The 18,553-nt window shown below is 67.2% G+C and carries 17 protein-coding genes and 1 pseudogene; 9 read left to right on the forward strand and 9 right to left on the reverse strand.

The genetic code is table 11. The features are described 5' to 3' along the window. Nucleotides 1–81 precede the first annotated feature (81 nt). The 5 genes and pseudogenes from ACWPN3_RS27550 to ACWPN3_RS27570 all read left to right on the forward strand — a co-directional run bounded on the left by ACWPN3_RS27550 (nucleotide 82) and on the right by ACWPN3_RS27570 (nucleotide 4,060). Entirely contained in the window at nucleotides 82–972 is an 891-nt protein-coding gene (locus ACWPN3_RS27550) for an NAD(+)--dinitrogen-reductase ADP-D-ribosyltransferase (protein WP_492240156.1), read from the forward strand. 106 nt (nucleotides 973–1,078) lie between these two features. Next, nucleotides 1,079–1,973 (forward strand): annotated as a pseudogene (gene draG / locus ACWPN3_RS27555) (ADP-ribosyl-[dinitrogen reductase] hydrolase). Nucleotides 1,974–1,975: 2 nt separating this feature from the next. Further along, the gene (locus tag ACWPN3_RS27560; RefSeq protein WP_492240157.1) at nucleotides 1,976–2,395 is read left to right on the forward strand and encodes an ArsC/Spx/MgsR family protein; all 420 of its coding nucleotides are present in this window, start codon (nucleotides 1,976–1,978) and stop codon (nucleotides 2,393–2,395) included. Between the two features lie 129 nt (nucleotides 2,396–2,524). Next, a complete protein-coding gene (locus ACWPN3_RS27565) occupies nucleotides 2,525–3,295 on the forward strand; it encodes a class II glutamine amidotransferase (protein ID WP_109450484.1) in 771 nt (256 codons plus the stop codon). A gap of 141 nt (nucleotides 3,296–3,436) precedes the next feature. Then, nucleotides 3,437–4,060: an FMN-dependent NADH-azoreductase gene (locus ACWPN3_RS27570; protein ID WP_492240158.1), complete on the forward strand. Its 624-nt coding sequence runs from the start codon at nucleotides 3,437–3,439 to the stop codon at nucleotides 4,058–4,060. Nucleotides 4,061–4,112: 52 nt separating this feature from the next. Here the strand turns inward: ACWPN3_RS27570 and ACWPN3_RS27575 are convergent, their stop codons facing one another. The 7 genes from ACWPN3_RS27575 to ACWPN3_RS27605 all read right to left on the reverse strand — a co-directional run bounded on the left by ACWPN3_RS27575 (nucleotide 4,113) and on the right by ACWPN3_RS27605 (nucleotide 12,551). Then, entirely contained in the window at nucleotides 4,113–5,621 is a 1,509-nt protein-coding gene (locus tag ACWPN3_RS27575; protein WP_109450480.1) for an AMP nucleosidase, read from the reverse strand. Nucleotides 5,622–5,741: 120 nt separating this feature from the next. Next, nucleotides 5,742–7,103: a signal recognition particle-docking protein FtsY gene (gene ftsY, locus ACWPN3_RS27580; protein ID WP_492240159.1), complete on the reverse strand. Its 1,362-nt coding sequence runs from the start codon at nucleotides 7,101–7,103 to the stop codon at nucleotides 5,742–5,744. A 22-nt stretch (nucleotides 7,104–7,125) separates the two neighbouring features. Next, entirely contained in the window at nucleotides 7,126–8,397 is a 1,272-nt protein-coding gene (gene mtaB / locus ACWPN3_RS27585) for a tRNA (N(6)-L-threonylcarbamoyladenosine(37)-C(2))-methylthiotransferase MtaB (RefSeq protein ID WP_492261855.1), read from the reverse strand. Further along, the gene (gene dapF, locus ACWPN3_RS27590) at nucleotides 8,394–9,245 is read right to left on the reverse strand and encodes a diaminopimelate epimerase (RefSeq protein WP_109450476.1); all 852 of its coding nucleotides are present in this window, start codon (nucleotides 9,243–9,245) and stop codon (nucleotides 8,394–8,396) included. The genes mtaB and dapF overlap by 4 nt, the downstream gene beginning before the upstream one ends. A gap of 92 nt (nucleotides 9,246–9,337) precedes the next feature. Further along, complete coding sequence (locus ACWPN3_RS27595) at nucleotides 9,338–9,766, reverse strand: GtrA family protein (protein ID WP_492261905.1); 429 nt, start codon at nucleotides 9,764–9,766, stop codon at nucleotides 9,338–9,340. Further along, on the reverse strand, nucleotides 9,766–10,824 hold the full coding sequence (locus ACWPN3_RS27600; RefSeq protein ID WP_109450471.1) for a glycosyltransferase family 2 protein: 1,059 nt from the start codon (nucleotides 10,822–10,824) through the stop codon (nucleotides 9,766–9,768). Before ACWPN3_RS27600 ends, ACWPN3_RS27595 begins: the two co-directional genes overlap by 1 nt. Nucleotides 10,825–10,910: 86 nt before the next feature. Then, nucleotides 10,911–12,551: a hypothetical protein gene (locus tag ACWPN3_RS27605; RefSeq protein ID WP_492240161.1), complete on the reverse strand. Its 1,641-nt coding sequence runs from the start codon at nucleotides 12,549–12,551 to the stop codon at nucleotides 10,911–10,913. A gap of 375 nt (nucleotides 12,552–12,926) precedes the next feature. Between ACWPN3_RS27605 and leuD the strand changes: the two genes are divergently transcribed. Together leuD and leuB are read left to right on the forward strand one after the other, a co-directional pair. Then, the gene (gene leuD / locus ACWPN3_RS27610; RefSeq protein WP_098740325.1) at nucleotides 12,927–13,538 is read left to right on the forward strand and encodes a 3-isopropylmalate dehydratase small subunit; all 612 of its coding nucleotides are present in this window, start codon (nucleotides 12,927–12,929) and stop codon (nucleotides 13,536–13,538) included. 72 nt (nucleotides 13,539–13,610) lie between these two features. Beyond that, complete coding sequence (gene leuB, locus ACWPN3_RS27615; RefSeq protein ID WP_109050567.1) at nucleotides 13,611–14,726, forward strand: 3-isopropylmalate dehydrogenase; 1,116 nt, start codon at nucleotides 13,611–13,613, stop codon at nucleotides 14,724–14,726. A 105-nt stretch (nucleotides 14,727–14,831) separates the two neighbouring features. On the opposite strand, the gene ACWPN3_RS27620 is transcribed toward leuB, so the two are convergent. Continuing rightward, nucleotides 14,832–15,122: a con-10 family general stress protein gene (locus ACWPN3_RS27620; protein WP_109050568.1), complete on the reverse strand. Its 291-nt coding sequence runs from the start codon at nucleotides 15,120–15,122 to the stop codon at nucleotides 14,832–14,834. 529 nt (nucleotides 15,123–15,651) lie between these two features. Here ACWPN3_RS27620 and ACWPN3_RS27625 point away from each other — a divergent pair. Both ACWPN3_RS27625 and ACWPN3_RS27630 read left to right on the forward strand, forming a co-directional pair. Then, the gene (locus ACWPN3_RS27625) at nucleotides 15,652–16,047 is read left to right on the forward strand and encodes a response regulator (RefSeq protein ID WP_109450464.1); all 396 of its coding nucleotides are present in this window, start codon (nucleotides 15,652–15,654) and stop codon (nucleotides 16,045–16,047) included. A 33-nt stretch (nucleotides 16,048–16,080) separates the two neighbouring features. After that, complete coding sequence (locus ACWPN3_RS27630; protein WP_492240162.1) at nucleotides 16,081–17,526, forward strand: hypothetical protein; 1,446 nt, start codon at nucleotides 16,081–16,083, stop codon at nucleotides 17,524–17,526. 28 nt (nucleotides 17,527–17,554) lie between these two features. Here ACWPN3_RS27630 and ACWPN3_RS27635 read toward each other — a convergent pair whose 3' ends face one another. Next, the gene (locus tag ACWPN3_RS27635) at nucleotides 17,555–18,424 is read right to left on the reverse strand and encodes an HpcH/HpaI aldolase/citrate lyase family protein (protein WP_492240163.1); all 870 of its coding nucleotides are present in this window, start codon (nucleotides 18,422–18,424) and stop codon (nucleotides 17,555–17,557) included. Nucleotides 18,425–18,553: the final 129 nt, after the last annotated feature.

The raw sequence follows: 18,553 nt of genomic DNA on the forward strand, positions 1-18,553 counted from the left end.
TGCGGCGGTGAAGGCTTGGCACGCGCCGGCTTATGCAATATCCATATAAGAAGTAATGGCATTGCGGCGGAGCGGAACGGCGTGGCGGACGGGGTGGTGACGAGCGATGGGATGGGCCGGACGCAGGAGCCCGACGTGCCGCCCGATTCACCGCTGGCGTTGCGCGCCCACCGCGCCAACCTCGTCAATGTGCCGGCCGCCGCCCTGTGCGGCGAAGCCTACAATGACGAACCGCGGCGCCTGCGCATCGGCGCCACCCGCAGCGAACATGCCGCCCTGTTCGAGGCGCTGGACGAGTGCCGCGACGCGCCGACCGCCTCCGACATATTCCAGCGCCATATGGCGGCGGTGTTCGGGGTGAACCCCGACTTCTCGGGAACCGAAGGGCCGGATGGCAGGCGGCGTTTCCGCGCCAGCTACCTGCGTCTGCTGAAAGGCTGGATGTTCGACAGCAACCGGGCGGAAGGGGCGGTTCTGAAGGGCTGGGTGGAGAGCCGTTTCGGCCTGCTGCCGACCTTCCATGGCGAACCGATCCGCCGCTTCGCCTCCGACGCCTGGGCGGCCTATGGCGAACAGAAGCAGTCGACCCGCTTCCACAACAACAACATCCACCTGCAGCTCGACCTTCTGTACGAGTTCTGCCAGTGGACGATCCGCCGCGGCTGGCCCGACGCGCCGATGCCCAACTGGGCCTCGCACATCCGGCTCTACCGCGGCGTCAACGATTTCGAGGAACACCACATCGTTGCCCGGCCGGACAAGCGCACCGCGGTGCTGCGGCTGAACAACCTGTGTTCCTTTTCCATCAACCGCGACATCGCCGGCCAGTTCGGCGACTACATCCTCGATGCGTGGGTGCCGCTGCCCAAGATCGTCTTCTTCCGCGACATCCTGCCGCGCTACCCTTTCCAGGGAGAAGGAGAATATCTGGTGATCGGCGGGGACTATCGCGTGGGTGTGTCGCTTCTCTGACAACCTCACGTCCGGCGGCGGCTTGCCTGCCGTCTGCGGGACGCACCAGGAAGGGACGGACCCTGTGCCCAACGGCATGACCGATCCGACGAGTCTGACGCCTGAAATCCGCTCCCCCCAGATTCGTTCCAGGGCGCTCGGCGCCTATCTTGGCCTCGCCTGCGGCGACGCGCTGGGGGCGACGGTGGAGTTCCTGACCAAGGGCGAGATCGCCCACCAGTATGGCGTCCACAAGCACATCAAGGGCGGCGGCTGGCTGAAGCTGGCGGCCGGACAGGTGACGGACGACACCGAGATGTCGCTCCATCTCGGCCGCGCCATCCTGTCCGGGCCGGAATGGGAGGCCCGCCGCGCCGCCGAGGAGTTCGCCATCTGGCTGAAATCGGTGCCGGTCGATGTCGGCGACACGACACGCCGCGGCATCCGCCGCTTCATCATGAACGGCACGCTGGAGGAGCCGGAGTCTGAATACCATGCCGGCAACGGTGCGGCGATGCGCAACCTGCCGGTGGCGCTGGCGACGCTGGGCGACGATGCCGCCTTCGAGCGCTGGTCGGTCGAGCAGTCGCACATCACCCACTGCAACCAGCTGTCCGATTCCGCGGTGATCGCGCTCGGCCGGATGGTGCGGCGGCTGGTGCTGGGCGGCGGCATCGTCGCCGCGCGGGAGGAGGCCAACGCCCTGATCGCCAGGCATCGCCAGTTCAAGTTCGAACCCTATCGCGGCCTGTCGACCGCCTTCATCGTCGATACGGTGCAGACCGTCTTCCACTATTACTTCCAGACCGATTCGGTCGAATCCTGCGTGGTGGAGACGGTCAACCAGGGCGGCGACGCCGACACCACCGGCGCCATCGCCGGCATGCTGGCCGGCGCCACCTATGGCGTGGAGTCGATCCCGCCGCGCTGGCTGCGCAAGCTGGACCGCGGGGTCCATGACGAGATCTCGTCAGCAAACCGACGCGCTGCTGGCCCGCGCGCCGCTGTTCGGAGGGACATGACCATGGCCGACGTGATCTTTTTCGAGAAGCCCGGCTGCGGCGGCAATGCCCGGCAGAAGGCCCTGCTGGAGCAGGCCGGCCACCGCGTCGTCGCCCGCGACCTGCTGAGCGAGCCCTGGACGCCCCAGACGCTCCGCCCCTACTTCGGCGACCGTCCGGTCGCCGACTGGTTCAACCGCGCCGCGCCTGCGGTGAAGAACGGCGAACTGGTGCCGGAGAGCATGGACGAAGCCGGGGCGCTGGCCGCGATGGTCGAGCGTCCGCTGCTGATCCGCCGTCCGCCGATGCAGGTCGGCGACCGCCGCGACTGCGGGTTCGAGATCGACCGGGTCGATGCCTGGATCGGGTTGGGCGGCGGTGTCCCGGCACGGAAGATGGAGGGGTGCCTGCGGCCGGACATGCCGCCCTGCTCAAAACCGTAAGGCCCAAAACCGTGAGGCCAATCGCCTGACATGCACGCCGTTTCCGGCCATGTCCGCGCGTGACCTTGCGCACGGCCTGTCGTAGCTTGTCGCTCCCTAGGGCGACGACAAGCGGCAGACGAGGACATCATGTGCGAACTGCTGGGCATGAGCGCCAACGTGCCCACGGACATCTGCTTCAGCTTCGCCGGCCTGATGCGCCGCGGCGGGCAGACCGGGCCGCACCGTGACGGCTGGGGCATCGCCTTCTATGAGGGGAAGGGATGCCGCACCTTCCACGATCCGGCCCCCAGTGCGGAGTCGGAGATCGCCCGGCTGGTCAGCCGCTATTCGATCAAGTCCTGCACCGTGATCTCGCACATCCGCCGTGCCAACCGCGGCCGGGTGTCGCTGGAGAACACCCACCCCTTCACCCGCGAGTTGTGGGGGCGGATGTGGACCTTCGCCCACAACGGCCAGTTGAAGGGTATCAAGGACCGCATCCTGACCTTCTACGAACCGGTCGGCAGCACCGACAGCGAGCATGCCTTCTGCTGGCTGCTCGACCAGATCCGCATGCAGTATCCGGAGCCGCCGAAGACGACCACCGGGCTGATGAAGCTGATCCGCCATCTGGCCGCCGATCTGGGAACGCTGGGCGTTTTCAACATGCTGCTCAGCGACGGGCGCTATCTGTGGTGCCATTGCGCCACCAACCTCGCCTGGCTGACCCGCAAGGCTCCCTTCGGTGCCGCGACCCTGCTCGATGCCGACATGAGCGTCGATTTCTCCCAGGAGACGACGCCCAACGACGTCGTCACCGTCATCGCCACCCGGCCGTTGACCAGGGACGAGGCCTGGACGGTGATGCAGCCGGGCCAGATGGCGGTCTTCCGCAGCGGGGCGCTGGTGACGCGCTGATCCTGCCGGGCCGATTGTTGCTTTGGCAGAGACGATCTATCGCGCAGAACCCGGCTTAACCGTTGGAAAAGATAGGGGCATCTTGGGCGTCAGAACCCGGCCGGAGAAGACGGCCGCAACAACCAAGAGGCTCCTTCCGTCATGACCACGATCCTGCATGTCGACTCCAGCCCGCTCGGCACCTTCTCCGTCACCCGCCAGCTGACCGCCTCCATCGTCGAAGCCCTGGTGAAGGCCGACCCGGCCGCCACCGTCGTTACCCGCGACGTCGCCGCCAACCCGCCGGCCCATCTCGACGGCGAGCTGCTGCCGGTCCTCAAGCTCGGCGTTGTCGATGGGCTGAGCGAGCGTCAGCGCGAAGAGCTGGCCCTGACCAACGTCCTGCTCGACGAGTTCCTGGCCGCCGACGTCGTCGTGGTCGGCGCGCCGATGTACAACTTCTCCGTCCCGACCCAGCTGAAGGCCTGGATCGACCGCCTCGCCCAGGCCGGCTGTACCTTCCGCTACACCGAGAAGGGCCCCGAGGGTCTGGCCGGCGGCAAGCGCGTGATCGTGGCCTCGGGCCGTGGCGGCGTCTATTCGACCAACCCGGCGCTGGCCGGCCTCGACCACCAGGAGGCCTATCTCCGCTCGGTGTTCGGCTTCTTCGGCATCACCGACGTAACCTTCATCCGCGCCGAGGGCGTCAGCATGGGTCAGGAAGCCAAGGACAAGGCGCTGGCCGCCGCGACCAAGGAAATCGAGAGCCTGCTGGCCGCTGCCTGAGGCCTGAGTTCAAGACCGAGATGGGGGCGGGTCTCGTACCCGCCCCCATTCGTTATTGGAACGCCACTTCCGCCAAGCTGCGCAGCTTGCGGGAGTGCAGCGTTTCCATGCCGTGCTCGCGCAGCAGTTCCATCGCCAGCACGCCGATCTTCAGATGCTGGTCGACCCGCTCGCGATAGAAGCGGTCGGCCATCCCCGGCAGTTTCAGCTGCCCATGCATCGGCTTGTCCGACACGCACAGCAACGTCCCGTACGGCACGCGGAAGCGGAAGCCGTTGGCGGCGATCGTGGCACTTTCCATGTCCAGCGCGATGGCGCGGCTCTGGCTGAACCGCATCAGCGGCTCGCGGTGGTCGCGCAGTTCCCAGTTCCGGTTGTCGATGGTCGCCACCGTGCCGGTGCGCATGATGCTCTTCAGGTCGAAGCCCGACAGCCCGGTCACCCGCTCCACCGCCGTCTCCAGCGCGCGTTGAACCTCCGCCAGGGCCGGCACCGGCACCCAGAGCGGCAGGTCGGCGTCCAGCACATGGTCCTCGCGGACATAGCCGTGCGCCAGCACGTAATCGCCCAGCCGCTGGGTATGCCGCAGCCCGGCACAGTGCCCCAGCATCAGCCAGGCATGCGGGCGCAGCACCGCGATGTGGTCGGTGATCGTCTTGGCGTTCGACGGGCCGACGCCGATGTTCACCAGCGTGATGCCGTTGCCGTCCGGCCGTTTCAGGTGGTAGGCCGGCATCTGCGGCATCCGCATCAGCCTGGCCGCCGGGGCATCGGCGAAACCACCCAGATTCTGGTTGGTGGTGACGATGTCGCCCGGCTCGACGAAGCTGTCATACTGCGCGCGGTAGGCCGCCAGATCGGCGTCGCCGGTCGGCTCCATGATCTCGCGCGACAGCCGGATGAACTCGTCGACATAGAACTGGTAGTTGGTGAACAGGACGAAGTTCTGGAAATGCTCCGGCCCCGTCGCCGTGTAGTGGCGCAGCCGGTGCAGCGAGAAATCCACCCGGGGAGCGGTGAACAGCGCCAGCGGCTTCACCGCGTCCGGCCCGCCGTCGAAGGTGCCGTTGACGATGGTGTCGTCCATCCGCGCCAGATCGGGCAGGTCGAACAGGTCCGGCAGCTTGGTCAGCCGGTCCGGCGGCAGGTCGCCTTCCACATACATGCCGTTGGGAAAGGCGAAGTGGATCGGGATCGCCTCCTCGCTGACGCCGACCTCCAGCGGGACGCCGTGGTTGCGCAGCAGAAGCGTGAACTGTTCCAGCAGATAGCGCTCGAACAGGTCGGGCCGCGTCACCGTGGTGGAATGGACGCCGACCCCCTCGACGAAGCCGTAGGACAGCCGGGTATCGACCCCGGCCCCCGACACGGCGGTCAGCCGGACATAGGGGTAATAGGCCCGGTTCCGCCCGCCTTCCTCATCGCCCTGCGTGTAGGCGGAAAAGCGGTCGCGCAGGTAGGCGGTGTTGCGCTCGTAAATGTCGCGCACGCAGGCCAGTGCTGCTTTGGCATCGGTGAAGCGCCCGGCCGAACCGGGCTGGAACGGGGCTTTATCAGTCATGCCGTCAAAGATGGGGTACGAACGACCGGCTGGGAAGGCCGAATTTCGGCCAACCCCCGGTGCTTACCCATTCAGGCCGATAGAGAGCCGTTCGGGCCCCGTCGGAGAGGCCCCCGCCGGTCAGTCGGCGCTCAAGCCCATCAGCGACTTGGCGAAGGCATCGGCATCGAACGGCCGCAGGTCGTAGACGCCCTCGCCGACTCCGATGGCGTGGACCGGAATCTTGAACTTCTCGGCCAGCGAGACCAGGACGCCGCCGCGGGCGGAGCCGTCCAGCTTGGTCAGGATCAGGCCGTTGACGTTGACCATGTCGCGGAAAATCTCGACCTGGCTGTGTGCGTTCTGGCCGGTGGTGGCGTCCAGCGTCAGCAGGGTGGTGTGCGGCGCCGTCTCGTCCAGCTTCTTGATGACGCGGACGATCTTGCGCAGTTCCTCCATCAGGCCGGTCTTGTTCTGCAGCCGGCCGGCGGTGTCGACCAGCAGCACGTCGACGCCTTCGGCCTTCGCCCGCTCCAGCGCGTCATAGGCAAGGCCGGCGGCGTCCGCCCCGGTGTCGCGGGCAACGACCGGGCAGCCGGTGCGCTCGCCCCAGATCTTCAGCTGGCTGACCGCGGCGGCGCGGAAGGTGTCGCCGGCGGCCAGCATCACGGTCTTGCCTTCCGCCTTGAACTGGCGGGCGAGCTTGCCGATGGTCGTGGTCTTGCCGGTGCCGTTGACGCCGACGACCAGGATGACATGCGGCTTCAAGGCCGGGTCCAGCACCAGCGGCTTGGCCACCGGGGTGACGATTTTCGACACCTCGGCCGCCAGCGTGGTCTTGACCTCCTCCGGCGAAACCTCCTTGCCGAAGCGGGTGCGCGCCAGCTCGGCCGTCACCTTCGCCGCGGTGGCCGGGCCAAGGTCGGCGGTGATCAGCAGCTCCTCCAGCTCCTCCAGCGCCTCGTCGTCCAGCTTGCGCTTGGTGAAGATGCTGGTGATGCCGTCGGTCAGCTTGGACGAGGACTTGGACAGCCCTTCCTTCAGCTTGGCGAACCAGCCCTTCTTGGTCGGCGGCGCCTCTTCGGCGGCGGCGACCGGAGCCGGGGTGGGAGCCGGTGCCGGCGGCAGTTCCGGAACGGGGTCCGGCTCCGGGACCGGGGCAGGGGGAACCGGGGCAGGGCTGACCGGAGCAGGGGAAACCTGAACGGGGGCGGGCGGCGGCTCGACCGGCGCAGGAGCCGGGGCCGGCGCGACCGGCGCCTGCATGACGGGAGCGGGCGAGGTGGGAGGCGGCGCGGCAACCGGCGGGGCCGGCGCCAGTTCCGGCACCGGTTCGGTTTCCGGCTTGGGCGCGGGTGCGGCGGCAGGCGGCTCCGGCGCCTTTTCCGGCTCCGGTTCCGGCGCGGGGGTGGACGACTCCAGGGTGACCGATTCGTCCTTTGCCGCCTCGTCCTTGGGTGCGGTCTCTTCGGGCTTCTTGCGGCCGAACCAGCGGAAAATCATGGAGTGTCCACTATAAGAGGGGTCAGAGCGGGGTGCCGGTCAGCACGCCGTCCTTGATACCGGTGATGGCGGCGGGCACCAGCGAGCCGGGCGGGAAGGTCCGGCCCAGGCGGATCGCGGCGAAATGCTCGGTGCGGCCGAGATCGTCCTTCTCCACCAGCACCGTGGCGGTGCGGCCGACCAGGCCTGCCAGGGTGCGGGCCTCCGCCGCCTCGCCGACGGCGCGCAGACGGGCGGCACGCTCCTTGCGGACGGCGCCGTCGACCTGCGGCATGCGGGCGGCCGGCGTGCCGGGGCGCGGGCTGTAGGGGAAGACATGCAGCCAGGTCAGGCCGCACTCCTCCACCAGCCGCATGGTGTTCTGGAACATCTCCTCGGTCTCCGTCGGGAAACCGGCGATGAAGTCGGCGCCGAACACCACGTCGGGGCGGATCGACCGCACCCGTTCGCAGAAGGCGATGGAATCGGCGCGGCCATGGCGGCGCTTCATCCGCTTCAGCACCATGTCGTCACCGGCCTGGAGCGACAGGTGCAGGTGCGGCATCAGGCGCGGCTCGTTCTCGATCAGGCGCCAGAGGTCGTCGTCCATCTCGATGCAGTCGATGGAGGACAGGCGCAACCGCGGCAGTTCCGGCACCAGCGCCAGCAGCCGGCGCACCATCTGCCCCAGCGACGGCGAGCCCGGCAGGTCGGGGCCGTAGCTGGTGATGTCGACGCCGGACAGCACCACCTCGTTGTAGCCGGCCTTCACCAGCGCCTGGACCTGTTCGACGATGCCGCCGATGGGGACGGAGCGCGAGGGCCCACGGCCATAGGGGATGATGCAGAAGGTGCAGCGATGGTCGCAGCCCTGCTGGACCTGGACGAAGGCGCGGGCACGGTCCTCGAACCCACCGATCAGGTGACCGGCGGTCTCCTTGACCGACATGATGTCGTTGACCAGCACCTTCTCGGCCGGCGGCAGGCCCCAGCTTTCCGGCTGCAGCTTTTCCTGGTTGCCCAGGACCTGATCGACCTCCGGCATCGCCGCGAAGCGTTGCGGGTCGATCTGCGCGGCGCAGCCGGTGACGACGATGCGGGCGTCCGGCCGCTCGCGGCGCAACTTGCGGATGGTCTGCCGCGCCTGCCGTTCGGCTTCCGACGTCACGGCGCAGGTGTTGACGATCACCACGTCGTCCAGCCCGGCGCTGCGCACATGGTTGCGCATCACCTCGAACTCGTAGGTGTTCAGGCGGCAGCCGAAGGTGACGATCTCGGGGCCGGCCTGCGTCGTGCTGTCGGTGCTGTCGCTCATTCCGAAACCAGTTCAGGCGAAACCAGCTCCGCCGACAGCCGGCCGCTGTAGGCGAGCGCCACCGGGCCGGTCATCAGGACGCGGTCGTCCTCGGTCCACTCGATGGTCAGGGTGCCGCCGTCCAGGATGATGTCGGCCTTGCGGTCGGTCAGGCCGCGGCGCACCGCGGCGACCAGCGTGGCGCAGGACCCCGACCCGCAGGCCTGGGTGATGCCGGCGCCGCGCTCCCACACCCGCATGCGGATGGCGGTGGGCGACAGCACCTGCGCGAACTCGATGTTGGCCCGCTCGGGGAAGGCCGGGTGGTTCTCGAAGACCGGGCCGACCTCGTCCAGCGGCACCGCCTCGGCATCGTCGACGAAGAAGACGGCGTGCGGGTTGCCCATGTTCACCGCGACCGGAGCGGCGAAACCGCCATGCTCGACCGTCTCGACCCGCAGCGTGTCGCTGGGGGAGGCCAGCGGAATCGCCGCCCAATCGAGGCGGGGGGCGCCCATGTCGACGGTGATGCGGCCGTTGTCGGCACGGCTTGCATGTAGCAGACCAGCGGCGGTCTGGAAGCTGGCACGGTCGCGCCCGCTTTCCTCCATCAGCAGCCAGCCGACGCAGCGCGACGCGTTGCCGCAGGCCGCGGCCTCGCTGCCGTCGGCATTGCGGATGCGCATGAAGGCGTCGACGCCCGGCGCATCGGTCTTCTCCAGAACGATGAACTGGTCGCATCCGACGCCCAGCCGGCGGTCGGCGATGGCGCGCACCTCCGCACCCGAGGGGCGGTAGGGTTCGGAACGGGCGTCGATCACGACGAAGTCGTTGCCGAGGCCGTGCATCTTCAGGAATTCGCGGGTCATGGCCGCCGTTATATGGCGAGCCGCAGGGATAAGTCCATAAGGCGCCGCGCAAGGCAGATTCGCGGGCGCCTTCCGCTACCTAAGCCCCCCCGTTACGCCCCCTTGAACACCAGATGCTTCGACGCCGCGAAGTTGAAGAACATGCCGGCGATGGACCCGGCGGCCACTGCCAGGAACGGGTGTTCGGCGACCATCTGCACGCTCAATTCCAGCCCGACCGAGACGCCGTAATTCACGACACCGCCGATGGCGTTGGCGGCGATGAACTTGGCCCACTGGCGATGCAGCGGCTCGTCCGCCGCACCGCGGAAGGTGAAGGCGCGGTTCAGCGCCCAGGTCGCCGTCGCCGCCGCAAAGAAGGACGGGACGCGGGCGGCAAAGAACTGGAGGCCCAGCGCCAGGCCGGCGTATAGCACGACCGTGTCCACCACCAGCCCGATGATGCCGACCGCGCCGAACTTGGCGAACTGCACGCCCAGCCGGCCGAGCCGGCTGTCCAGAAATCTCGCGACCGATGCCATCACCGGCGCCCGTCCTCACGCTCCGCCGCCAGCGGCCGATGGTGGCCCGGTGCGCGCAGCGACAGGTAGCTCATGCGCTTGGCCTCGCGGCGGCCATGGGTGACGGTGTCGAGGATCAGGCCGCAGGTCAGGCTGAGGAAGGCCAGCAGCATCAGCCCGGTGGCGAGCAGGGCGGTGGGGAAGCGCGGAACCAGCCCGGTCTGGAAATATGTCGCGATCACCGGCACGCCCAGGATCACCGACAGCAGGGCCAGCAGCCCGAAGGCGGCGGAGAAGAAGGGCAGGGGCCGCTCCTCCTTCACCAGCATGACGATGGCGCGCAGGATGCGGATGCCGTCGCGGATGGTGTTCAGCTTGCTGTGCGACCCGGGCGGACGGTCCTTGTAGGGGGTCTTCACCTCGGCGATCGGCATGCGCAGCTCCAGCGCATGGACGGTCAGCTCCGTTTCGGTCTCGAAACCACTGGCCAGCGCCGGGAAGGACTTTACGAAGCGGCGGGAGAACACCCGGTAGCCCGACAGCATGTCGCCGATGCGGCTGCCGAAGATCTTGGCGACCATGCCGGTCAGCACGAGGTTGCCGAAGCGGTGGCCGGGCCGATAGGCGGCGACGATCTCCGTCACCCGCGCACCGTTGACCATGTCGAGCTGCTCGTCCCACAGGCGCTTGACCAGTTCCGGCGCGCTGGCGGCGTGATAGGTGTCGTCGCCGTCGACCAGCACATACACGTCCGCCTCGATGTCGGCGAACATGCGGCGCATGACGTTGCCCTTGCCCTGCAGCGGCTCGCTCCGGACCACGGCGCCCGCGGCGCGCGCGACCTCCACCGTCCGGTCCTTCGAGTTGTTGTCGTAGACATAGACGATGGCGTCCGGCAAAGCCGCGCGGAAGTCCTGCACCACCTTGCCGATCGCCGCTTCCTCGTTGTAGCAGGGGATCAGCACCGCGATGGTGGGAGCCGGGCCGACAGCCGCGGCCGCCGACGGCGTTCCGGAGGCGCCGGCATCCGGGGTGAGGGCGGGGCGGTCGGCAGGGCGGCCGAGGGTCGATACGGTCATGGCGCTGGCTTCTGGCTGGAGGCGGGACAGGTCGGGCTGTCGGCAGATCGGGCTGTCTGCGGCGATAAACAGCACAAACGCCGCGATTATTCCACTGTCTCCCTTTTGCCGCCCTCGCGGTCAACGGCGCATAGGTTCAGGGTCTCCCCCAGATTGTTGGGGATCGGCCGGCAGCGCTGCGGGTCGAGCCGCAGGCCCAGCAGCTCCGCGGCTTTCGCGGCACCGGGCGTGTCGGGAATCGTGCTCAGCATCAGGAAGGTGCCGCGGTGGGAGGCCACCTTGTCCTTCAGGATGGCGAGGTAGCCGTTGCCGACGGAATCCGGCTGCAGGAAATTGGACTGGATGCGCACGAAGGTGACCCGCGCCGGGAAGGACGGGATGACGTGCGAAATGGCCCAATAGCCGGCCATCAGCACCATGGTGTCGTCCGGATCCGCGATGGCCGGGACGTCCGCCTCGACCCACTTGGCATCGGTGCCCGTTGGCCAGGCGACGCGCCCCCAGTCGGCGGGCTGCACCGTCAGCTGCACCACGGCCAGCAGCGCCACCGCCAGCCCGATGCGCAGCCGGCGCGCCAGCGGCAGCAGCCCGACCGCCATCACCAGCGCCAGCGGTGCCAGCATCTCCAACGGCACCAGATAGCGGTAGATGCAGAACATCACCACCCACAACGCGTAGGTGACGGTTATCGCCGCCAGCAGGAACCGGGTCGCCGGCACCGCCGTCAGCCAGTCGTTCCGCTTCCCCAACATCCCCGTGGCGACTGCGCAGACAACTCCGGCCGGAACCAGGACGAACAGCGCCAGAACCCGCAGGTCGAAGAACGGCACCTCGCCCACCGTCAGGGGGGAAACGGTGAAGACGAAGGGGAAGAACAGCCGCTGCCACAGGCCGGGCGGGAAGAAGCTGACATTGACGTAGTCGGACAGCGCGGCGAAGGGTGACTTGAAGATGTGGTTCATGTGCGGGAAGACCGGGTTCCCGTAATCGTGCCACAGATGCACCATCCAGACGCCGCCGCCCAGCGCCAGACCGGCCAGCACGCCGATGCCGAAGAAGAAGGCCAGCCACAGCCGGCGCCACGGCCGGGCCGGCAATGCCAGGAAGCCCAGGCACAGCCCAACCGCATAGATCACCGTCGGGTTCTTCAGCCCCATCGCCGCCCCGGCCAGCAGCCCGGCCGCCGCGACCCGCGCGAAGCTGGGCAGCGGCCGGCCGTCGAGGATGCCGGGCAGGCTGCCGGCGATGGCCGCCGCAGCACCCAGCACGCCCAGGCTGACCACATTGTCCTGGAAGGTGGTGCCGATCAGACCCAGCGTCCCGCCGCCCAGCCCGCCCATCACCGCAAGCGCCATTGCGATCAGCGCCCGTTTCAGGGCCGGAACGTTCCGGAGTGAAAAGGATGCAAGCAGATACAGCAGCGACAGGTTGATGCCCTGAAGCGTTCCCCACAGGAATCCGGCGGCCCGCGCCGGCAGATGGGTCGCCAGCCAATAGAAGGGCACGTCCAGGAACGGGCTGTAGAAGGTCGGCATCTGGGCAGCCAGCAGATCGCGCCCGATCCGTCCGGTCATCATCGCGTAGCCGTTGTACCAGTGGTAATTCCGCAGGTCCCAGTTGGCATCCATCCCGAAGGCCAGCGTCAGCAGCCCGTAGGCCGGCGGTGCCAGCAGCAGGAAGGCGATGCCGATCAGGCGGGCGCTGCGGTCGTCGTCAAGTGTCGGCATCGGATCGGGCGGGCCTTCGTTCTGGTGGGCATGTCGACTGGCTGGGCGACTTGGTAGGCGGGCGGGGCCTCCACTGCAAGGGGTGGTCGCCCATCCGCCGCCCGATGAACAGCAGGAGCCTCAACCCTATTCCCGCCCAGCGACCCCCCTTGCGATCCGGGTGCTGCGTTCCGGCATCCCCAAACGGGCCTGACCGCGCCGATACGCTGCCTGACGCGCAACAATGATGCGTGCCGGTGCATTCGCGCATGCCTGTTCGCTCAGTGCGTGCCGGGAAAAGGGCAAGCTTCCTCTGGCAATGGCTTGTTCGGTCTGCTATTCACCACGCTCTGCATGCGCACGCTTGCGCTTTCTTGCGCGACAGGATTTCTGGCGATGGAAAAGTTCACGGTTCTCACCGGCGTTGCGGCGCCGCTGCCGATGATCAACGTCGACACCGACATGATCATCCCGAAGCAGTTCCTGAAGACCATCAAGCGGACGGGGCTTGGCAAGCATCTGTTCGACGAGATGCGTTACACCCCGGACGGGCAGGAGATCCCGGACTTCGTCCTGAACAAGCCGGCCTACCGCAAGTCCAGCATCATGGTGGCGGGCGAGAATTTCGGCTGCGGCTCGTCGCGCGAGCATGCGCCGTGGGCGCTGGCCGATTTCGGCATCCGCTGCATCATCGCCCCCAGCTTCGCCGACATCTTCTACAACAACTGTTTCAAGAACGGCATCCTGCCGATCAAGTTGCCGAAGGAGCAGGTCGACCTGCTGCTCGACGACGCGTCGCGCGGGTCGAACGCCGTCATCACGGTCGACCTTGAGAAGCAGACCATCACCGGCCCGGATGGCGGCACCATCTCCTTCGAGCTGGACCCCTTCCGCAAGCATTGCCTGCTGAACGGCCTGGACGACATCGGCCTGACCCTGCAGCAGTCGGCCCATATCGACGGGTATGAGGGCAAGCAGCGCGCGGGCCAGCCGTGGATGTGGGGCTGAGCGCCTCCATCCTCCCCCGATCCTCTTCAACTTCTGTCTTCTTGACGTCTGACATTTGGGAGTGCGCCCGCCATGGCCGCCAATAAGAAGCTTCTGTTCCTCCCCGGCGACGGTATCGGCCCGGAGGTGATGCGCCAGGTTCGCCGGGTCATCGACTGGATGGACCGCAAGCGCAAGATCACCTTCGACGTGTCCGAAGGGCTGGTCGGCGGCGCGGCCATCGACGCCCATGGCGTTCCGCTGTCCGACGCCACCCTGGCCGAGGCGCTGGCGGTGGACGCGGTGATGCTGGGCGCCGTCGGCGGCCCGAAGTGGGACAACCCGACCGACTACACCAAGCGTCCGGAAGCCGGCCTGCTGACCCTGCGCAAGGAACTGGGCCTGTTCGCCAATCTGCGCCCGGCGGTGGTGTTCGACGCGCTGGTCGACGCCTCGACCCTGAAGGCCGACGTCATCCGCGGGCTGGACATCCTGATCGTCCGCGAGCTGACCGGCGGCGTCTATTTCGGTGAGCCGCGCGGCATCACCGAGATCGGCGACGGCGAGCGCCGCGGCGTCAACACCCAGGTCTACACCACGTCGGAAATCCGCCGCGTGGCCCGCGTCGCGTTCGAGCTGGCCCGCAAGCGCGGCAACAAGCTCTGCTCGATGGAAAAGGCGAACGTCATGGAGTCCGGCCTGCTGTGGCGGCAGGAAGTGACCAGGCTGCACGGGGAAGAGTTCCAGGACGTCGAGCTGAGCCACATGTACGCCGACAACGGCGCCATGCAGCTGCTGAAGAACCCGAAGCAGTTCGACGTGATCGTCACCGACAACCTGTTCGGCGACATCCTGTCGGATGAGGCGGCGATGATGACCGGCTCGCTCGGCATGCTTCCGTCGGCCTCGCTCGGTGCTCCGGATGCCAACGGCAACCGCAAGGCGCTCTACGAGCCGGTGCACGGGTCCGCCCCGGACATCGCCGGCCGCGATCTGGCCAACCCCTGCGCCACGCTGCTGTCCTTCGCGATGTGCCTGCGCTACTCGTTCAACCTGGACGAGGATGCCAAGCTGATCGAGCGGGCCATCCAGAACGTGCTGGGCGGCGGCATGCGCACGTCCGACATCATGGCCCCGGGCATGGCGCGCTGCTCCACCACCGTGATGGGCGACTCGATCCTGCGCGAACTGGACAAGGTGGCCTCCTGACCGGTTACCCGGCAGCACTGCCGATTGCGCTGAAAGAAAAAGCCCCCGTCCACAAGGACGGGGGCTTTTTCGTCTGCACGATACCCAACTCGTCAAACTCCCCGGTCAATCGCCTCCGGCCGGCCGGTCGGCCGTACGGCCGCCATGGCTTGCCTGTCCACCCTTGCGGCCGGCTTCGGCCGCCAGGGACGGGTTCTTGGAGAAGCTGCGCGAGGATGCGGGCACGCTACGCCCACCCTTGCGTCCCGCCTCCGCCGCGAGTTCCGGATTCTTTGAAAAGCTGCGTTTGTCGGCCGGTACGCTTTCACCGCCTTTGCTGGCGATCTGGCGTTGCCGATCCGGGTCCATCGACGCGAAGCCGCGGCCCGACGTACGATTGCTCTCTTTCGAGGCCATAACCAACCTCCGACTGTGCCTTGCTCGACTCGACAACCAATCGGCCAGAGGGTGGTTCCCACTTCGACTTATAAAAACTGTCCTTATGGCCTGTGGAGTGAGGGCACCGGTTTGCCGGAGCCTGCTGTTCGGTCTACGGAAAAGTTGCACGGAAGCATTCCATTTTCATCCATGGACGGCAATTCAAGAAACTTATCGCGTTTGAGATGATGTGCGGCGAAATGATGCGGGCATAGGCGGTGCCGACAACAAGAAACAGCATAAGCAATTATTTCCTGGAATTGAAAAAATAACTTTGAATTATGGAAGCAATTCTGTGGGAATGAACCGCTCTTTTGCGTAGATGATGCGTATTTTTGTGCCGAAATATCAATGTTTCCCTAACGCAATTATTTGAAAAATCCAAGAAAATGCAGGATTTTTTGGATTATCGGTGGTTATTTTAAGAAATTGGCAATGGATATCGGGGCCTGATTATGGGGGCGACGGATTTGATGCCGGATGGGCTTCACGTGGACAGGAGGGGAAAATGCCAACCGTGCTTGTGGTTGACGATGATCCCGCTCTGCGTTTGACGCTGCGTCGCCTCCTCGAAAAAGCCGGGGTGGAGGTTGTCGAGGCCGAGGACGGCCAGGAGGCCATGCGCCTGTTCCGGGCGAATCTGCCGGACCTTGTGATCTGCGATCTGGTGATGCCGTTCGCCGATGGTCTCCAAACCATCATGCGCATGCGGCGGTCGTCCCCTTCGGTCAAGATCATCGCCATTTCCAGCGGCGGACGCAGCAAGGCAATGGACTTGCTGGCGGTCGCCCGGCAAATGGGCGCCGATCACGCGCTGGCGAAGCCGATCGAGCGCAGCCACGTCGATCTCATCGTCGATTTCTGCGGCCGCGGATCCGGTGGTCCCACGCCGCGCACCCTCTGACGCGCCGGGAGCGGCGAGAGGAGTTGCGGTATCGTGTTGCGGACGATCGCCTCCATGCGGCGTCTGCTGCGCCGGTGGTTTATTAGCCAGGCCGGGGCAGCCGGATCTCCGCCGACCGCTGCCGGCCGCCCCGACGGTGCCGACAAACCGTCACCGGCATCGCCGCTGGAGAACGCAGAGCAGCTGCGCGCCCTGGAACAGCGGCTATGGCGGCTGCTGATGCAGCCGGCGGTCGCTTCGACTGGCCGGGTTCACCTGCTCGATCTCGGCATGATGCGGGATCGCCTGGGCCCCGGTTGGCCTGCTCTGCGCCCGCGGGTTCTGGCGGCCGCGGACGCGATCATCGACCGTTGCCTCACCCGCAACGACATCCGCTTCAAAACCGCGAGCGACGATTTCATTCTGGTGTTCGCGACGCTCGACCGGCATGCGGCTGACCTGGTCTGTGCAAGGATCGCGCAGGAACTTCTGCAGCTTTTTCTCGGTGACGACCGGTCAGCCGACATGCGGGTCTCGACCGCCGTCGGCGTGGCGGACGGGCAAATTCAGTTCGAGCATGCTTTTGCCAAGGTTCTGCTGGCGGAAGCGCGGCCGCGGCCGGACCCCGCGGCCGTCCGGTCGGCCGATGGTTCGGGCGCCGCGGGTTCTCCGGCCATGTCCGGCCCAAACTTTCACGCTGACGACGGCGGCAAGGTTCGGCCTGTTCTGCGCCAGCTGCAGCTTTCCCCCGAGGATGCCGGCCAGTTCAGCATCCGTTACCGGCCGGTCTGGGACATCGGCAAGCTGGTCATCTCGACCTATATGGGCACGCCGGTACGGATCTTTCCCGACGGTTCCTTCCTGGAAGGGGCGGCGGCGCTGAATTCCCTGACGGATCCCATGGAGATCCTGCGGCTCGATGCGGATGCGCTGGTCGAATCCGTGGAAATCCTGAACGGGCTGTTCCGCAACAGATCGCGGCTGATGATGTCGGTGCCTGTCTGCTTCGAAACGCTGGCGGCCCGCCGCACCCGGCTGCCCTTCCTGGAGATCTGCCAGTCGATCCCCGACTATCTGCGCCGCTTTCTCATCTTCGAGCTGCTGCGTTTTCCGCCTGGGGTGCCGACCGGGCGGCTCAACGAGCTGTTGCATGAGGTCAGGCCCTATTGCCGTTGGACCTTCATGCGGATCGAGTTCAAGTCGCAGAGCCTTTCCGGACTTTCAGGCAACGGCCTGAGCGGGATCACCGTGGCGATGCCGGCGGACCGCTCGGCCGAAGCCCGCCTGATGGAGGAGATGAACGGCATCGTCACCGCGGCGGACCGCGCCGGCCTGATGATCTGCGTCGCCGGGCTGTCGACCACCAGCATGGTTGTGGCGGCGCGGGCATCGGGGGTCAGGTTGGTCGCCGGAAACCGCATCGGCCCGCCGCAGGACCGGCCGCGCTCGATGACCCGCTTCGACTGGCCCGACCTGTACCGCGATGGAGAGGATGGGTGATTCTGTCCGTCAGACGGTTCGGCCAGCCTCAGAGCGCGCCGATCGCCTCGGCCAGCGTCACCAGCCGGCGGGCGTTCTCGACATGCAGGTTCTCCACCAGCTTGCCATCGACCAGCACCACGCCCTTGCCGGCGGCTGCCGCCTCCGCATGGGCGGCGATGATGCGGTGGGCTTGGGCGATCTCTTCCTCGTCGGGGGCGAAGGCGGCGTTGCAGGCGGCAATCGTCTTCGGGTGGATCAGCGTCTTGCCGTCGAAGCCAAGGTCGCGCCCCTGCCGGCAGGAGGCGGCGAAGCCGTCGTCGTCGTTCAGGTCCAGATGCACGCCGTCCAGCACCGCCAGCCCATAGGCCCGCGCCGCCAGCAGGCACAGCCCCAGGCTGGTGATCATTGGCAGCCGCTGTGCCGTGTGGGCGGCGTGCAGATCCTTGGCGAGGTCTGAGGTGCCGAGCACAAGCCCGCCGACGGCGGGAGAGGCGCCGGCGATCTCCTTGGCGTTCAGGATGCCGAGCGGCGTTTCCATCATGCACCAGATGGTCTGGCCGGCCGGCGCCCCGGCGGCACGCAGCACCGCCTCGGCCTGCCGCACCGCATCGGCGCTCTCCACCTTCGGCAGCAGCACGGCATCGGCGCCGCTGGCCGCCGCCATGCGCAGATCGTCATAGCCCCAGGGCGTGTTCAGCCCGTTGACCCGGACGATCAGTTCCCGCCCGCCATAGCCGCCGGCGGCCAGCGCGCCGGCGATGGTGTCGCGTGCGGCCGCCTTGGCGTCCGGAGCGACCGCATCCTCCAAATCCAGGATCAGCCCGTCCGCCGGCAGGTTGCGTCCTTTCTCCAGGGCGCGGGCGTTCGAGCCCGGCATGTAGAGCACGCTGCGGCGGGGGCGGACTGTGGTGGCCATGGCGGTATCCCGGAACTGCGGATGATGGAATGGGCCAGCTTTAGACGGGCGCCGGTCCCCTGTCCATGGGCCAGGCCGTCACAGCCGTGTTCCCTCATCGTCCGGCGTATGGTCCGGCGCATGGCAGCC

The sequence above is a fragment of the Azospirillum sp. UENF 111221 genome, assembly GCF_058780625.1.

Coding starts and splice junctions, on each gene's coding strand:
- ACWPN3_RS27560 (WP_492240157.1), top strand. CDS start 1,976: ATGGCCGACGTGATCTTTTTCGAGAAGCCCGGCTGCGGCGGCAATGCC.
- ACWPN3_RS27565 (WP_109450484.1), top strand. CDS start 2,525: ATGTGCGAACTGCTGGGCATGAGCGCCAACGTGCCCACGGACATCTGC.
- ACWPN3_RS27570 (WP_492240158.1), top strand. CDS start 3,437: ATGACCACGATCCTGCATGTCGACTCCAGCCCGCTCGGCACCTTCTCC.
- ACWPN3_RS27575 (WP_109450480.1), bottom strand. CDS start 5,621: ATGACTGATAAAGCCCCGTTCCAGCCCGGTTCGGCCGGGCGCTTCACC.
- ftsY (WP_492240159.1), bottom strand. CDS start 7,103: ATGATTTTCCGCTGGTTCGGCCGCAAGAAGCCCGAAGAGACCGCACCC.
- mtaB (WP_492261855.1), bottom strand. CDS start 8,397: ATGAGCGACAGCACCGACAGCACGACGCAGGCCGGCCCCGAGATCGTC.
- dapF (WP_109450476.1), bottom strand. CDS start 9,245: ATGACCCGCGAATTCCTGAAGATGCACGGCCTCGGCAACGACTTCGTC.
- ACWPN3_RS27595 (WP_492261905.1), bottom strand. CDS start 9,766: ATGGCATCGGTCGCGAGATTTCTGGACAGCCGGCTCGGCCGGCTGGGC.
- ACWPN3_RS27600 (WP_109450471.1), bottom strand. CDS start 10,824: ATGACCGTATCGACCCTCGGCCGCCCTGCCGACCGCCCCGCCCTCACC.
- ACWPN3_RS27605 (WP_492240161.1), bottom strand. CDS start 12,551: ATGCCGACACTTGACGACGACCGCAGCGCCCGCCTGATCGGCATCGCC.
- leuD (WP_098740325.1), top strand. CDS start 12,927: ATGGAAAAGTTCACGGTTCTCACCGGCGTTGCGGCGCCGCTGCCGATG.
- leuB (WP_109050567.1), top strand. CDS start 13,611: ATGGCCGCCAATAAGAAGCTTCTGTTCCTCCCCGGCGACGGTATCGGC.
- ACWPN3_RS27620 (WP_109050568.1), bottom strand. CDS start 15,122: ATGGCCTCGAAAGAGAGCAATCGTACGTCGGGCCGCGGCTTCGCGTCG.
- ACWPN3_RS27625 (WP_109450464.1), top strand. CDS start 15,652: ATGCCAACCGTGCTTGTGGTTGACGATGATCCCGCTCTGCGTTTGACG.
- ACWPN3_RS27635 (WP_492240163.1), bottom strand. CDS start 18,424: ATGGCCACCACAGTCCGCCCCCGCCGCAGCGTGCTCTACATGCCGGGC.